Annotated in this window: 14 protein-coding genes; 3 read left to right on the forward strand and 11 right to left on the reverse strand. The window is 37.4% G+C overall.

Going from position 1 to position 14,783, the window contains the following annotated elements; all coding sequences use genetic code 11:
• Nucleotides 1-17: 17 nt before the first annotated feature.
• The 4 genes from recJ to ACUN26_RS18690 all read right to left on the reverse strand — a co-directional run bounded on the left by recJ (nucleotide 18) and on the right by ACUN26_RS18690 (nucleotide 6,330).
• Nucleotides 18-2,339 (reverse strand): single-stranded-DNA-specific exonuclease RecJ, encoded by a 2,322-nt coding sequence (gene recJ / locus ACUN26_RS18675; RefSeq protein WP_000941246.1) that lies wholly within the window; start codon nucleotides 2,337-2,339, stop codon nucleotides 18-20.
• 101 nt (nucleotides 2,340-2,440) lie between these two features.
• Nucleotides 2,441-3,334 carry a cation diffusion facilitator family transporter gene (locus ACUN26_RS18680; protein WP_000409731.1) on the reverse strand — a complete coding sequence of 298 codons (894 nt, stop codon included), beginning with the start codon at nucleotides 3,332-3,334 and terminating at the stop codon, nucleotides 2,441-2,443.
• A gap of 164 nt (nucleotides 3,335-3,498) precedes the next feature.
• The gene (secDF, locus tag ACUN26_RS18685) at nucleotides 3,499-5,763 is read right to left on the reverse strand and encodes a protein translocase subunit SecDF (protein ID WP_001119095.1); all 2,265 of its coding nucleotides are present in this window, start codon (nucleotides 5,761-5,763) and stop codon (nucleotides 3,499-3,501) included.
• A gap of 282 nt (nucleotides 5,764-6,045) precedes the next feature.
• Nucleotides 6,046-6,330, reverse strand: a complete 285-nt coding sequence (locus ACUN26_RS18690; protein WP_000890217.1) for a post-transcriptional regulator — start codon at nucleotides 6,328-6,330, stop codon at nucleotides 6,046-6,048.
• Nucleotides 6,331-6,515: 185 nt separating this feature from the next.
• Between ACUN26_RS18690 and spoVB the strand changes: the two genes are divergently transcribed.
• Nucleotides 6,516-8,075, forward strand: a complete 1,560-nt coding sequence (gene spoVB / locus ACUN26_RS18695; RefSeq protein ID WP_000198279.1) for a stage V sporulation protein B — start codon at nucleotides 6,516-6,518, stop codon at nucleotides 8,073-8,075.
• A 56-nt stretch (nucleotides 8,076-8,131) separates the two neighbouring features.
• On the opposite strand, the gene ACUN26_RS18700 is transcribed toward spoVB, so the two are convergent.
• Nucleotides 8,132-8,788 carry a DUF421 domain-containing protein gene (locus tag ACUN26_RS18700; protein WP_000455378.1) on the reverse strand — a complete coding sequence of 219 codons (657 nt, stop codon included), beginning with the start codon at nucleotides 8,786-8,788 and terminating at the stop codon, nucleotides 8,132-8,134.
• A gap of 103 nt (nucleotides 8,789-8,891) precedes the next feature.
• Between ACUN26_RS18700 and ACUN26_RS18705 the strand changes: the two genes are divergently transcribed.
• The gene (locus ACUN26_RS18705) at nucleotides 8,892-9,275 is read left to right on the forward strand and encodes a TIGR04086 family membrane protein (protein WP_000349137.1); all 384 of its coding nucleotides are present in this window, start codon (nucleotides 8,892-8,894) and stop codon (nucleotides 9,273-9,275) included.
• Nucleotides 9,276-9,312: 37 nt separating this feature from the next.
• On the opposite strand, the gene yajC is transcribed toward ACUN26_RS18705, so the two are convergent.
• Genes yajC through ruvA form a run of 6 tightly spaced genes read right to left on the reverse strand, consistent with a single transcriptional unit; the run spans nucleotide 9,313 to nucleotide 13,646 of the window.
• Nucleotides 9,313-9,573, reverse strand: a complete 261-nt coding sequence (yajC, locus tag ACUN26_RS18710; protein ID WP_000991114.1) for a preprotein translocase subunit YajC — start codon at nucleotides 9,571-9,573, stop codon at nucleotides 9,313-9,315.
• Nucleotides 9,574-9,600: 27 nt separating this feature from the next.
• Entirely contained in the window at nucleotides 9,601-10,740 is a 1,140-nt protein-coding gene (tgt, locus tag ACUN26_RS18715) for a tRNA guanosine(34) transglycosylase Tgt (RefSeq protein ID WP_000125368.1), read from the reverse strand.
• A gap of 12 nt (nucleotides 10,741-10,752) precedes the next feature.
• Entirely contained in the window at nucleotides 10,753-11,805 is a 1,053-nt protein-coding gene (gene queA / locus ACUN26_RS18720; protein WP_000354013.1) for a tRNA preQ1(34) S-adenosylmethionine ribosyltransferase-isomerase QueA, read from the reverse strand.
• A gap of 19 nt (nucleotides 11,806-11,824) precedes the next feature.
• A complete protein-coding gene (locus ACUN26_RS18725) occupies nucleotides 11,825-12,025 on the reverse strand; it encodes a DUF2905 domain-containing protein (protein WP_000136158.1) in 201 nt (66 codons plus the stop codon).
• A complete protein-coding gene (ruvB, locus tag ACUN26_RS18730; RefSeq protein WP_000344470.1) occupies nucleotides 12,022-13,023 on the reverse strand; it encodes a Holliday junction branch migration DNA helicase RuvB in 1,002 nt (333 codons plus the stop codon). The genes ACUN26_RS18725 and ruvB overlap by 4 nt, the downstream gene beginning before the upstream one ends.
• Nucleotides 13,024-13,028: 5 nt before the next feature.
• Nucleotides 13,029-13,646, reverse strand: coding sequence for a Holliday junction DNA helicase RuvA (gene ruvA / locus ACUN26_RS18735; RefSeq protein WP_000464514.1), 618 nt, complete (start codon nucleotides 13,644-13,646; stop codon nucleotides 13,029-13,031).
• Between the two features lie 188 nt (nucleotides 13,647-13,834).
• Here ruvA and ACUN26_RS18740 point away from each other — a divergent pair, with 188 nt between their 5' ends.
• Nucleotides 13,835-14,779, forward strand: coding sequence for an iron-hydroxamate ABC transporter substrate-binding protein (locus ACUN26_RS18740; protein ID WP_000823618.1), 945 nt, complete (start codon nucleotides 13,835-13,837; stop codon nucleotides 14,777-14,779).
• Nucleotides 14,780-14,783: the final 4 nt, after the last annotated feature.

Raw genomic sequence — 14,783 nt, forward strand, 5'->3', positions numbered from 1 at the left:
TACCCTAACTGTTCTACTTATTTATGATTACGAATCGTTTCAAACCATGTATATAGTTGCTGATATGTGCTATAAACCAATTCTTTTTCTAATTGTAAGTGGTTCATTTTCTCACGATATGTGTTCGATTCAATTAAATCACGCTTTTGTTTTTGTTCGGCCATAAAAATGACACCGTCTTTTATTGTAACAAATTCTAACTCAAAAAACACCTGTGTCATGAAATTTACTGTATCTTTTGACCAACCTTTATGGCGACATAGTTGTTCCCCATATTGTCTTAAAGAAAATGGTGATTTTTGGTTTAAGAAAGAATAGTACCATTTAAAATGTTCCCTCGTTGGGACTGTACTAAATAGATGATTGTTCTCTTGATAAAATAACGTATAGATTCTAGATGGGAATCCTACTTTAAATAAATCACGCAATTCATCTGTTCCTTTTGGCAAATCGAGTAACACGATGTATTGATCATCTAAATGAGTTACCTCTGATGCATGCACAAGATGTTCTTTATAGTCTTCTAAAGAAAACTTATTCAATACCTCTTCAGAAAAATACACCATTGTTATTTTTTCTTTCGGAAGTTCTGCTAAATTTGCTTCCACATTACGCATACTACGCCAATCAAATAATTGCCATGCCTCTACAGCAATATCTTGTACCATTAATTGTGGCTTCTTAAAATTATTCCATTCATTAATGGATGCCTCTCCTATTACAGATACCTTAGCAACTGGAGAAATTTCTTTTGCATACGCACCAAATCCGAATCCAATTGTATCCAGTGTTGCCTGTCCGTCACGAAGTGCCATTTTCAAATGTGAACCATCTGATCCGATTGCACGAATACTTTCTAATTCAGCATTTTTCACTGCAAGACGTGGTTTCGGATTTCCAACACCAAATGGCGCTAACTTTTGCATATCCTCAATTGCTGCAAGCGTTACATCTTCCACTTTACAAAATGTATCAACTGCTGTGATTGGAATAAAATCCGCTTCTGTTAAAATTGCATCCGCTTGCGCATTTAAGCGGCGACGTAACTCATCTACATCATTCATATGTAGCGTCATTCCTGCGGCCATCGGATGCCCTCCGAAGTGCGGTAATAACTCTCTACAATCCGACAAGTTTGCAAACAAATCAAATCCCGCGATACTACGTGCTGAACCCTTTGCTGTTTCTTTGACAGGATCAATGCTTAATACAATTGTTGGACGATAAAAACGTTCAACTAATTTAGAAGCGACAATTCCAATTACACCTGGATTCCAGCCTTCTTTTGCAAGCACTAACACTTTATTTTCTTCTGGCGGGAATTTATTTTCCACTTCAGCGATAGCCTCTTCTGTAATTTGCTTTACAATATCTTTTCGAAGTTTGTTCAGCTCATCAATTTCTTCAGCCAGTTCTTTCGCTTCCTCTGGGTCATCTGATAATAATAGGTGTACAGCCGGCGTAGCATCTTCTAAACGCCCAACTGCATTAATACGCGGTGCGATTGAGAATCCAATGCTTTCTTCTGTAATTTCACTTTGCGAAACGTTAGCAACTTTAAACAATGCCTTTAAACCAATATTTTTCGTCATTCGCATATGTTTTAAACCGCGCTTCACTAGCAATCTATTTTCGCCATGAAGTGATACTAAATCGGCTACCGTACCGATTACTGCAATTTCTAATAAATGTTCTGGTACACGACCTAATAGTGCATGTGCAACTTTAAACGCAACACCTACACCGGCTAAATAATGAAACGGATACACACCGCCATCTAGTTTTGGATGAATAATCGCGAGTGCTTCTGGTAATTCTGGCGGTGGCTCATGGTGATCCGTAATAATAAGATCTATTCCAAGTTCCTTCGCTACCTTCGCTTCATGTACCGCTGCGATACCAGTATCGACAGTAATAATAAGTGAGAACCCTGCACTATGCGCCCAACGAAACGCTTCTTCGTTCGGTCCATAACCTTCTGTAAAACGGTTTGGAATATAAAATTCTACCTCTGCACCTAATTCTTGCAGAGCAAGATATAAAACCGTTGTACTACTTACTCCGTCCGCATCATAATCACCAAATATTAATATTTGCTCTCCATTTTGAATCGCCTTATTTACACGTTCTACCGTTCTATCCATTCCTTCTAATAAAAACGGATCGTGAAATTCTTGATTTTCTGTATTTAAAAAATCTAAAATCTTATCTTCTGTATCTAATCCTCTACCGAGGAATAACGAAATGACAAGTGGTGATAGTTGTAACTTTTTTGCTAATTCACTCACTCGCTCTTCATTATATTCTTTTTCTTTCCAACGCGTCTTCGGTTGTAACACGAAATCACCCCTTAACCTGTTTATTATACAAGACAGATTAAGGGGTGACAATATAATGCAAACTACGATGCAATATCTATATACTAAAATGTTAATGATATTTAATTTGGAGAATACGGATTTATATGTACAAACACATTTTGTACATTATCTTGTTTCATAAGCATTTCTTTCACATGTTTTCCAATACGGTGTCCTTCTTCTACAGTAATGTATGGATCTACAGAAACTTTAATATCGACAATAACATAGTGACCATGTTCTCTCGCATATAAAGAACCGATTTTTTTCACACCATTTACTTGCAGGACAGCTTCTCTAAGCGGAATAACATCTTCCTCATGAAGTACATGATCAAGCGTTGCATGAATCGCTTCCGCCCCAATACTCCACGCCATCTTTGCAACAAGGAGTGAAACAAATAACCCCGCAACCGGATCCGCATATACAAGCCAATCTAAACCTAGCTTACCACCGATAATAGCTGCACAAATACCGATTAAAGCTGCAATTGAAGAAAATACATCCGAACGGTGCTCATATGCATTTGCAATAATTGCATCACTATTTACCCTCTTCCCTAATCGGAATTTATATTGAAACATTCCTTCTTTCACGACAATCGAAAGAATAACAGCAAAAATCGTAATTCCTTTCGGTGGTTCTAGTTCTTGCGAAAAAGCTTTTATAGACGAAATCGCTATCTCGATGCCCACAATAAATAATAATACTGCAACAATAATCGCTGAAATCGATTCCGCTTTACCATGACCGTACGGGTGATCTTCATCTGGTGGTTGCTTTGCTGCTCGCAATCCAAAAAGTACAGCTAGCGAACCAATTACATCTGATGCAGAATGCACAGCATCCGCTAATAGTGCTTTACTGTTCCCGATATAACCAATTACCGCCTTTACAATCGCTAATATAATATTACCAACGATTCCGACAATAGCACCAAACTCGGCCTGTTTAAAACGTTCATCTTTTTCCATAATTAAAATCCCTTCTTTTCTTAACCTATCTTGTTATCCCGATTTATTGTATCAAAAACAACGATAACATCACCACTTTCTTCCATCTTTCTTCTGTAAAAAGTTGCTATCTTATTGTATCCACAAACGAAAAAAGAGATGCCTCCTAATGAGGCATCACCTTTTTATACTTGTGGTTCAGATACTTCTTTCTCAACCTTCTTCTTGTTTTTGCCCTTTTTCAAACGACGGTTTTCAAGCATTAACCAAATTTGAGAAGCAACGAAAATAGAAGAGTACGTACCTACAACTAATCCAATTAATAACGCAAGCGAGAAGTTACGCAGTGATTCACTACCGAAAATAAGTAGTGCAATTACTGGGAACAACACTGTTAAAACAGTATTAATTGAACGACCAATTGTTTGACGAATACTTGAGTTTACGATTTCTTCTAAATCTTTTAAATCACGAACTCGTTTTTTCTGTTTGTATAATTCACGGTTTCTATCAAACGTAACGATTGAGTCATTGATAGAGTAACCAATAATGGTTAATACCGCAGCGATAAACGTTAAGTCTACCTCTATTCGGAAAAGACTAAATACAACAATCATAACGAAGGCATCATGTAATAATGCGATTACTGCAGATACTGCGTACGTAAGACGGAAACGAATACTTACGTATAAAACGATTACTGCAGAAGCAATCAATACTGCAATAAATGCATTTCGTGCAATCTCTTTACCGATTGTCGGTGAAACTGTACTTACATTCGGATCTGTACCGTATTTATCGTGGAAGAATGTTTTCGTTTTCGCAATTTCATCTTTTGATAGAACACCTAATGTACGAACTGCGAAACCTTTATTGTCATCTCCAGTCGGTACAATATTTTCTTCCTTCACATCGATTTTCAATTCTTTAAAATCTTTATGAACATCAGCAACAGTAACTGCTTGTTTTGATTGCAAGTCGATACGTGTACCACTTGCAAAGTCAATACCAAGATTCATTTTGAAAATCGGTAATATAATTGCCCCAGCAATTACGACTACAATTGAGAATAAGAAGAATTTATGACCGATATTTACGAAGTTAATACGATCAAATCTCGTTGGCGGATGTACTACACCTTTTGTTAATGGAATAATATCCTTTTCCTTAACACCAAAATAAGATGGTTTTTTATCGAAGTAACGGCTCTTTACAAGTAAACTTAGTAAGAAACGAGTACCGAATACGTTCGTAATGAAACCGACTAAAATACTAACAATTAAACTTGTTGCGAAACCTTTTACAGAACTATTACCGTAAGCAAATAATACACCGGCTGCTGCAATTGTTGTAATGTTCGCATCTAAAATTGTCGCTAATGAACGATGGTTACCAGCACGAAATGCTGACATCATTGACTTACCAATTTTCAGCTCTTCCTTTAACCTCTCGTACGTAATGATATTCGCATCAACTGCGATACCTACCCCGAGCACTAATGCCGCAATACCTGGCAACGTAAGAACCGCATGCATCCAGTTAAAGACAAGTAATGTAACGAAAATGTATAAACCTAACATAATAACCGCTACAAGCCCTGGTAAACGGTAGAATACAAGCATAAATAAGAAGATAATAGCAATACCGATTGCACTAGCGAAAATCGTTTGCTCTAATGCTTGTTGACCAAATTTCGCTCCAACAGATGTTGAATACATTTCTTTTAAATCAACAGGAAGTGCACCTGCATTTAATAAAGATGAAAGTTCTTTCGCACTTTCAACTGTAAAGTTTCCACCTACGATAGATACTTCAGCTTGGTTAAACACTTGGCTTACTGTTGCTGCTGATAAAAACTTCGGATTCGGTTTTGCAGATTCTGCTTTATACGAATCTTTTCCTTCTTCAAAATCAAGCCATATTACCATTAAATTCGTTGGTGGTGGCATCTTTGAAATTTTTTCAGTTACTGCACGGAATTTTTCAGCGCTTTTTAATGTAAGACCTACGCTCGCACGGCCTTGCTCATCAAATGTTTGCTTCGCTCCGCCGCCTTTTAAATCCGTACCATCCATAAGAAGATTGTCATCCACATCACGGAATGTTAATTTCGCTTGTGTTGATAACATTTCACGTGCTTTTTGCTGATCTTGTACACCAGCAAGCTGTACACGAATTCGATTTTCTCCTTCAATTTGGATGTTCGGCTCACTTACACCGAGAACATTGACACGATTTTCAAGAGCACCTACTGTACTTACAAGTGCCTCTCGGTCAATTTTATCGCCTTTTTTGGCTGGTTTTACTTCATACAGAACTTCAAAACCACCGCGAAGGTCTAGTCCTAGACTAATTCCTTTTGCTATGTCTTTTCCTGCCGCACCAATTACGCCACCGATTAATAAAACGATGAGGAAAAAGGCGGCAATTCTCGTACCACGCTTTGCCATATGTACCCTCTTTCTGCTACTAACACTTTCAATAAATCTCTTACGATTCACTGCTATACGTGTGCATACACCTAGTTAGTAGACTTCCTTTCTATAAAATACATTTGTTTTTTGCTAGTTCATCACTAGCTGTGTCGGTAAACCTTACGCAATACCTACACTTTCATTATTTATTTTTCTTCTTCACTACCTCCTTTACATATAATCTTAGACATCGTTATTTCCTCTTTATCAATACCTATCATTATACTGCAAAAGGAAGAACAAACCAATTGCAGTCAGTTATTTATTTTCATACTCATCAAATGACCAAAGTGGCGCTTGGTATGCTTCAACAGTTAAATATGTCATATATTCATTAGGTGTTATTCTTAATACATCGTTCACTAATTCATACAACCTAACATTACTGTCTATCTTTTTCCACTTTTTCACTTTAAGAAACTTCCAAATGTCATCATCTGTCACTCTGTCATAACCGAACATTTGAAACTCCTCTACTTTACTAACTAAAACGACTTGTAACTGTCCGCGGTATGATTCTACCAAATCTTCTTTTTCTAACATACGTAACATCTCCTTATAATTTCAGCACGAAAAGTCGCTTTTATTCCCGCTCTAATGGACAGCAATAACTACTTTCAAGAGCACTATCATACTTCACTCTCTTAAATGCTTGTCATTCTTGTCTCGTACGTGCATATAAATTATTGTAAATCATTCCACTGATTTTGAGAAGGTAGGAGAAGACCATGACGAGACAAAGCTTTTTAAAAGGCGCATTTATTTTAATGATTGCCGGCTTTATTACCAAAATTCTTGGATTTATTAACCGGATTGTAATGGCACGTATACTAGGAGAAGAAGGCGTTGGCCTTTATATGATGGCCGTTCCTACATTCATTTTAGCAATTACATTAACACAAATCGGTCTTCCTGTCGCAATCGCAAAATTTGTAGCAGAAGCGGAAGCGGTGAACGATAAACAAAAAATAAAAAAAATATTAACCGTATCACTAGCTGTCACTTCCTTTATTAGCATCATTTTAACAATGGGCATTATGCTCCTCACACCTATTTTAGCGAAAACATTATTAACCGATGAAAGAACGTACTATCCATTAATGGCCATTTTACCTGTCGTTCCTGTTATTGCTGTTTCTTCTGTTTTACGCGGTTATTTCCAAGGGAAACAAAATATGAAACCTAGCGCTTATGCTCAAGTGATCGAACAAGTTGTCCGCATTACAATTATCGCTGTATGTATTCGAATATTTTTACCTTATGGCGTAGAATATGCTGCAGCCGGCGCTATGTTATCAGCCGTTCTCGGCGAAGTTGCATCCTTATTATTCTTACTCACTTTATTCCAACGTGAAAAACACTTATCTATACGCTCTAGATTTTTCACTACCGTAAAGGAGAGCAAAGGTACATTTTATTCTCTTATGGATATCGCCCTTCCAACTACAGGAAGTCGTTTAATCGGTTCTGTTTCTTATTTTTTTGAACCTATCGTCGTTATGCAAAGTTTAGCGATTGCCGGAGTTGCCGCTTCTGTCGCAACCCAGCAATACGGTATATTAAACGGTTATGCATTCCCGCTCCTATCACTACCCGCCTTCATTACATACGCTCTTTCTACAGCGCTCGTTCCTTCAATTAGTGAAGCAATGGCAAAAAGGCAACATAAATTAGTGGAGCACCGTTTACAACAAGCACTTCGAATTTCATTAATTACTGGTGGGTGGTCTGTCGTTATATTATACGTATTCGCTTCCCCTGTTTTAACTCTTATGTACGGATCAGACAGCGCAACAGCATTCATTCAGCTACTTGCACCTTGCTTTTTATTTCATTATTTTCAAAGTCCACTTACATCTGTATTGCAAGCTTTAAATTTAGCACGCGCTGCTATGATGAACACATTTATTGGCGCCATCGTGAAATTAATCGTTATTTTTGTACTAGCTTCAAAGCCAGAATTTCAAATGATGGGGGTTGCTCTCGCTATTGCAGCAAATATAGTAACAGTAACATTCCTTCACTACGCTACCGTTTTAAAAAAGATTACATTTACCATTTACGCAAAAGACTATATTTTCGGCGGACTTGCCATCGGTATCGCAGGTGCCTTTGGTTTTTACCTTCATAAGTATATTATTTTCTCTCATTCTCTTGGTATACAAACATTATGGGAAATCACTTTAACAACAATGGTTTATGTCGTTCTCCTCTTCATCTTTAAACTAATTCGAAAAGAGGAGTTAAGTCGCCTCCCTATCATTCGTAAACTTTCATTTTTGAAATAAAGTAAAACTTTCATTAGCGAGACTTTTCCGGGCTTACTATTTAAAATGGTAAGCTTTTAGTTTTCTTTCAAATCAACAAAAAATTGTCCATTTTGAAAACTACAGTATAAAATTTGTGTTATATCGTTATAACCTAAGTTTTTTAGTTTTTCAATGAGCCATTCGTCTGTATGTTCAATCATTTGCAAATGATTAGATTGAATTTCTCCATCAATAATTAATGGCAGAGTAAAAATAGGCGTATCATTTTTACTCTTTTTACTTTTTTGTTTTTGAAAAACGGATAACTTCCCTGATGGTTCCAAAATAGCGTATTCCACATCCCGCACGTCTCCGACCCCTTGCTCCCTTAATTGCATCATTAAATCATCTATGTTATAGCGCTGTTTTCTCATCTTTTTTTCATCAATTTTTCCCGCATTTATAAGAATAGCAGGCTCCCCTTCTATTAAATGCCGAAATCGTTGAAACTTCAAAGAAATAACCGACAAAATGATTTGTATGCACATAAGGAAAGTCATCGGAACTAATTGATGCCAAAGTGATTTATCTGTATTTTCAATCGCTACTACAGCCATTTCACCAAGCATAATGAATACGACTAAATCTAATACACTTAGCTCTCCAATTTCACGTTTACCCATAAGACGGAAAATAATTAAGATAATAATATACAAAAGCATCGTCCGGCCAATTATCGATACCCATTCCATTTCTACATCTCCTTTTTTACTTATAGATTCCCCTATAGAAAAGAAAATAGTCTAACTTAAGCAAAAGAGAAATATGCTTGTATTAAAAAGGGGGAATGCATAAATGGATGGAACGAAAAAATTATCAACTGCAATTGGTTTCGGTATTATTACCCTACTAATTCTCGCATCTATTACTAGCATGGTTATGGCTCTATTATTAAAGTTTACGAACATGAATGAAAGTACATTAACCGTCACTATTTTGATACTAGCTCTTTTATCTATGCTTATGTCTGGGTTTATTGCTGGTAAAAAAGCACAAGGGAAAGGTTGGCTAGTTGGTTTTACAACAGGACTCACATTCGCCATACTCGTTTTTCTAGTTAACTATTTAGGCTTCTCTCAAACTTTATCGAACTCACAGTTACTTTACCAATTGGCATTAATGGGCGCGAGTACACTCGGTGGTATTTTCGGTGTAAATATGTCAAAGCAAAATAATTAAAAAAAGGCCCTGCACATTTCATGCAGGGCCTTCCTCATTAGTTTTTCACAACTTCACGAATCGCATTGCGATCGAAAGTTAAGTGTGCACCACCAGATTTAACAACGATTTTCGTTTCATCTACTGATTCGATTGTACCGTGTAAGCCACCAATTGTTATGATAGCATCACCTTTTGCTAATTCGTTTTGCATTTGAGCAACTGCTTTTTGACGCTTTTGTTGCGGGCGAATTAATAAGAAATAGAAAATCGCAAACATCGCAACGATCATAACGATATTCATCATACCTGCATTCATCTTTTGTTCCTCCTTTTAAATTATGTATTAGAAGTTTTTAGCATTCGGTTTATTAAAGCCATACTGTTCAAAGAACTCTTCGCGGAAATCACCAAGACGGTCTTCACGAATAGCTTGTCTCACCTGCTCCATTAAGTTTAACAGAAAATGAAGGTTGTGATAAGACGTTAAACGAATTCCGAACGTTTCATCACATTTCATCAAGTGACGAATGTACGCACGAGAGTAATTTTTACATGTGTAGCAATCACAATTAGGATCAAGCGGACCGAAGTCTCTTGCGAATTTCGCATTTTTTACAACTAGACGGCCTTCACTTGTCATACATGTACCATTTCGAGCGATACGAGTTGGAAGTACGCAGTCAAACATATCAACGCCGCGAATTGCCCCATCAATTAACGAGTCAGGAGAACCTACTCCCATTAAGTAACGTGGCTTATCATCTGGAAGAAGTGGTGTTGTAAACTCAAGCACACGATTCATAATATCCTTCGGTTCACCAACAGATAAACCACCTATAGCATAACCAGGGAAGTCCATTGAAACAAGGTCTTTTGCACTTTGGCGACGAAGCTCTTCAAACTCTCCGCCCTGTACGATACCGAATAAACCTTGATCTTGTGGACGTTCATGCGCTTTTAAGCAACGTTCTGCCCAGCGGCTTGTACGTTCTACAGATTTCTTCATATATTCAAAAGTAGCTGGGAACGGTGGACACTCATCAAATGCCATCATAATATCTGAACCTAATGCATTTTGGATTTCCATCGCTTTTTCTGGTGATAAGAATAATTTATCTCCATTTAAGTGGTTACGGAAGTGAACGCCTTCCTCTTCAATACGGCGGAAGTCACTTAAACTGAATACTTGGAAACCACCAGAATCCGTTAAGATTGCACGGTCCCAGTTCATAAATTTATGCAAACCACCTGCTTCACGAACAATTTCGTGACCTGGACGTAGCCATAAATGATACGTATTACTTAAAATAATGCCAGAATCCATTGCTTTTAATTCTTCTGGTGACATTGTCTTAACTGTTGCAAGTGTACCAACTGGCATGAATGTTGGTGTATCAAATGAACCGTGCGGCGTGTGTACACGACCTAAACGTGCACCCGTTTGTTTACAAGTTTTAATAAATTCATAACGAATTGCTGTCATAATTGACTCCTTTTATTTGTTTCTCATTTTAGCGTGAGATGCAACGAACATTGCGTCACCGAAGCTAAAGAAACGATATTTTTCTTTTACTGCTTCATTATAAGCATGAAGTACATTATCTCTATTTGAAAATGCACTTACAAGCATAATTAATGTTGATTTCGGCAAATGGAAGTTTGTAATTAAACCATCAATTGCTTTAAATTTATATCCTGGGTACATAAAAATATCTGTCCAACCAGAAGCTGCGCAAAGCTTACCACTATGATCGGTCGCAATCGTTTCTAACGTACGAGTTGATGTCGTACCTACAGTGATAATACGTCCACCATTCTCTTTCACACGATTTAATAATGCCGCTGTCTCTTCAGACATATGGTAATATTCTGCGTGCATATGATGCTCTTCAATCGTATCTGCAGAAACTGGTCTAAATGTTCCAAGCCCTACGTGAAGTGTAATAAATGCTAACTGAACGCCTTTTTTCTTTAACTTCTCAAGTAACTCTTCTGTAAAGTGAAGTCCCGCTGTCGGCGCTGCTGCTGAACCGATTTCTTTCGCATATACTGTTTGATAGCGATCGCGATCTTCCAGTGTCTCTTTAATATATGGAGGAAGTGGCATTTCCCCAAGTTCATCTAAAATTTCATAGAAGATGCCGTCATATGAAAATTCAAGCTGACGCCCACCTTGATCTGCAGTCCCTGTGCAAGTTGCTTTTAATTTCCCTTCACCAAAAGAAATTACAGTTCCTTCTTTTACACGTTTCGCTGGCTTAACAAGCGTTTCCCACTTATCGCCTTCCTCTTGTTTCAAAAGAAGCACTTCAATGTGCGCGCCTGTATCTTCTTTCACACCGTGCAAGCGAGCAGGCATAACTTTCGTTTCATTTAAAACTAAGCAATCCCCCTCATGTAAGTAAGAAAGAATGTCCGTAAAATGTTTATGCTCAATATCACCAGTTTCACGGTCTAACACCATTAATCTTGATGTTTCACGATCCTCTAACGGGACTTGTGCAATAAGTTCTTCTGGTAAATGAAAATCAAACAGATTAATATCCATAACTGTATCCACCTATTTCTTATTTGAATCGATTTATTATATACATAATAAAAGATAATGCAATACTTAACACAATACATGTAATGATAGGAAAATAAAAGGTAACGTTACCTTTTTTCACAAAAATATCGCCTGGAAGCCTTCCAATGAACTTCCAAGCTAAGCCAACAACAATGAGTAAGATACCTGCTGTTATAAGCAATTTCGGTATCTCCGTCATACTTTTGGCATCTCCATTCCGAAATGTTCATACGCAAGTGGCGTTACGATTCGGCCTCTTGGCGTTCGTTGTAAAAAGCCAATTTGTAATAAATACGGCTCATACACATCTTCAATTGTATGAGATTCTTCTCCAATCGTTGCCGAAACTGTCTCTAATCCAACTGGGCCACCACGGAATTTCTCAATTATACCGAGCAATAATTTATGATCAATATGATCGAGTCCTAATTTATCTACCTGCAGTAGTTCTAATGCCATTTGTGTAATTTCCATTGCAATTGTTCCGTCGCTGCGAACTTGTGCGAAGTCACGTACACGTCGTAATAAACGATTCGCAATACGAGGTGTACCACGGGCACGTCTTGCAATTTCTAGTGCGGCTAACGAATCAATTTCCACTTCGAATACTTCCGCTGTACGTTCAACAATCGCAGAAAGCTGATCCACTGTATAATACTCTAATCTTGAAAGTACACCGAAACGGTCACGGAGCGGCGCTGATAATGCTCCGGCACGTGTTGTCGCTCCAACTAATGTAAATGGAGGTAAATCTAAACGTACAGACCGTGCTGACGGTCCTTTTCCAATTACGATATCAAGGCAAAAATCTTCCATCGCAGGATATAGTACTTCTTCAATTGATCTATGCAAACGATGAATTTCATCAATAAACAATACATCTCCAGGCTGAAGTGCTGTTAATACCGCTGCTAAATCTCCTGGTCTTTCAATTGCGGGACCTGACGTCGTTCGAATGTTAACACCCATTTCATTGGCAATAATATTCGCAAGCGTCGTTTTACCAAGTCCAGGTGGTCCATATAAAAGTACGTGATCTAACGTTTCTTCACGCATTTTCGCCGCTTCAATAAACACTTCTAAATTATGTTTCGCTTTATCTTGGCCAATATACTGACGGAGCGTCTGTGGCCGTAATGAATACTCTAAATCCGCATCTTCGTATCCAGATTCCCCTGAAAGGAGACGTTCGTCCATTATACTCACCTCTTACCATTTAGTAAAAGACTAAGTGCCTTTTTAATATATTGATCCGTCGTTAATGATTCTTTTAATAACTCTGGTACAACACGAGAAACTTCCCGTTCTGCATAACCAAGTGCACGCAGTGCTTCCAGTGCTTCATCAAGTTCAACTGAGGAACCTTTCTTCTCATCAAAACTTTCAACATCTGAGAACAAATCAACAAATGCATCTGGTACAACATCTGCTAGTTTTCCTTTTAAATCTAAAATCATTTGGCGCGCTGTTTTCTTTCCGACGCCCGGGAATTTCACTAAAAACTTCTCATCTTCATGTTCAATCGCTTGAACGACCTGTCCTGTTTGACCAGAAGCTAAAATCGCAAGAGCGCCTTTTGGCCCAATGCCAGACACACCTAACAATTTTGTAAATAATAAACGCTCTTCACGTGTTTTAAACCCGTAAAGTGCCATAATATCTTCTCTCACATAATGATATGTATAGACACGGATTTCTTGCTTACTTCTTTGAAATACATACGGATTTGGTGTGAAAATTTGGTACCCAATTCCATTATGGTCAATTACGACATATTCCGGTCCTACATACTCCACGTAACCTGTAACATATTCAAACAAAATACGATCTCTCCCTCTTAAATCATGTATTCCATTTTAACATATTTAATGATAGAAAAGCGAGACTACCCCAACAAATGTTCTCCGTTTAAAACTTCTGTTATTTTCCATTGACAGAAAAGATAAAGCACCTTAATATACAGGAGTCGATAATGATTATCAATACTAATTAAAGGGGTTACATCAGGATGAAACGTAAGTTATTTATTTTATTAACTATTATGCTAGTCGTTCTTTCTATCGTTGGCTGTTCTTCTCAAAAAGAAGCGTCAAAAGCAAAAGAACAACCGAAAACAAAAGTTGTGAAACACGCTAAAGGGGAAGCTACAATTCCAGTAAATCCAAAGAGAATTGTTGACTTATCTGGATCAACAGAAGAGTTATTACTTCTTGGACACAAACCTGTTGGTACAGCAAATACATATAAAGATAAAATCCAAAATCACTTAACAGACAAGCTAGATGGCGTAAAAGCAGTTGGCTGGTACTGGGCACCTAAAGTTGATTTAGAAGCTGTTACAGCTTTAAAACCGGACTTAATTATTTTAAATAATCGTCAATTAAAAATTTATGATCAATTAGAAAAGGTTGCACCGACTGTTGTTCTAGAAACAAACTTAGAAGACTGGCGCGGTAAGTTTAAAGAAGTAGGTAAACTATTTGATGAAGAAAAGAAAGCTGACAAATGGATTGCCGACTACGATAAAAAAGCAGACTCTTTATCTAAAAAAATTAAAGAAAAAACAAAAGATGAAAACTTTATGTTTGTCGCAGTTACACCACAAAACTTCCGTGTATACGGTAGCTTCGGATACGGTGACATCATCTTTAACGACTTAAAACTTCCAGCAACAAAAGGTACAGATTTAAAACAAACGATGGCGCAAGTATCATTAGAAGGGCTTGTTGCATTCCAACCTGATCAAATGTTTATTGTAAGCTTCGGCGGCGAGGCTGATAAAGTGTACGAAGACTATAAAAATAGTGCTGTTTGGAAAGACAATAAAGCAGTAAAAAACAATCACGTATATGAAGTATCGAATGAAATCTTCAATACGAAAGCATTCAATCCAATCGGAAAAGATATGCTAATTGATGAAATCGCAAAAGAAATTTTAGCTAAAAACAAGTAAGAAA

The sequence above is a fragment of the Bacillus sp. WC2503 genome, assembly GCF_052682895.1.

Bases quoted from the DNA above. Each gene is read 5' to 3' on its own strand.
- tgt (WP_000125368.1), bottom strand. From the start codon at position 10,740: ATGACAGCAATTCGTTATGAATTTATTAAAACTTGTAAACAAACGGGT.
- ruvB (WP_000344470.1), bottom strand. From the start codon at position 13,023: ATGGACGAACGTCTCCTTTCAGGGGAATCTGGATACGAAGATGCGGAT.
- ACUN26_RS18705 (WP_000349137.1), top strand. From the start codon at position 8,892: ATGGATGGAACGAAAAAATTATCAACTGCAATTGGTTTCGGTATTATT.
- ACUN26_RS18690 (WP_000890217.1), bottom strand. From the start codon at position 6,330: ATGTTAGAAAAAGAAGATTTGGTAGAATCATACCGCGGACAGTTACAA.
- yajC (WP_000991114.1), bottom strand. From the start codon at position 9,573: ATGAATGCAGGTATGATGAATATCGTTATGATCGTTGCGATGTTTGCG.
- ACUN26_RS18740 (WP_000823618.1), top strand. From the start codon at position 13,835: ATGAAACGTAAGTTATTTATTTTATTAACTATTATGCTAGTCGTTCTT.
- ACUN26_RS18725 (WP_000136158.1), bottom strand. From the start codon at position 12,025: ATGACGGAGATACCGAAATTGCTTATAACAGCAGGTATCTTACTCATT.
- ACUN26_RS18680 (WP_000409731.1), bottom strand. From the start codon at position 3,334: ATGGAAAAAGATGAACGTTTTAAACAGGCCGAGTTTGGTGCTATTGTC.
- queA (WP_000354013.1), bottom strand. From the start codon at position 11,805: ATGGATATTAATCTGTTTGATTTTCATTTACCAGAAGAACTTATTGCA.
- ACUN26_RS18700 (WP_000455378.1), bottom strand. From the start codon at position 8,788: ATGGAATGGGTATCGATAATTGGCCGGACGATGCTTTTGTATATTATT.
- secDF (WP_001119095.1), bottom strand. From the start codon at position 5,763: ATGGCAAAGCGTGGTACGAGAATTGCCGCCTTTTTCCTCATCGTTTTA.
- spoVB (WP_000198279.1), top strand. From the start codon at position 6,516: ATGACGAGACAAAGCTTTTTAAAAGGCGCATTTATTTTAATGATTGCC.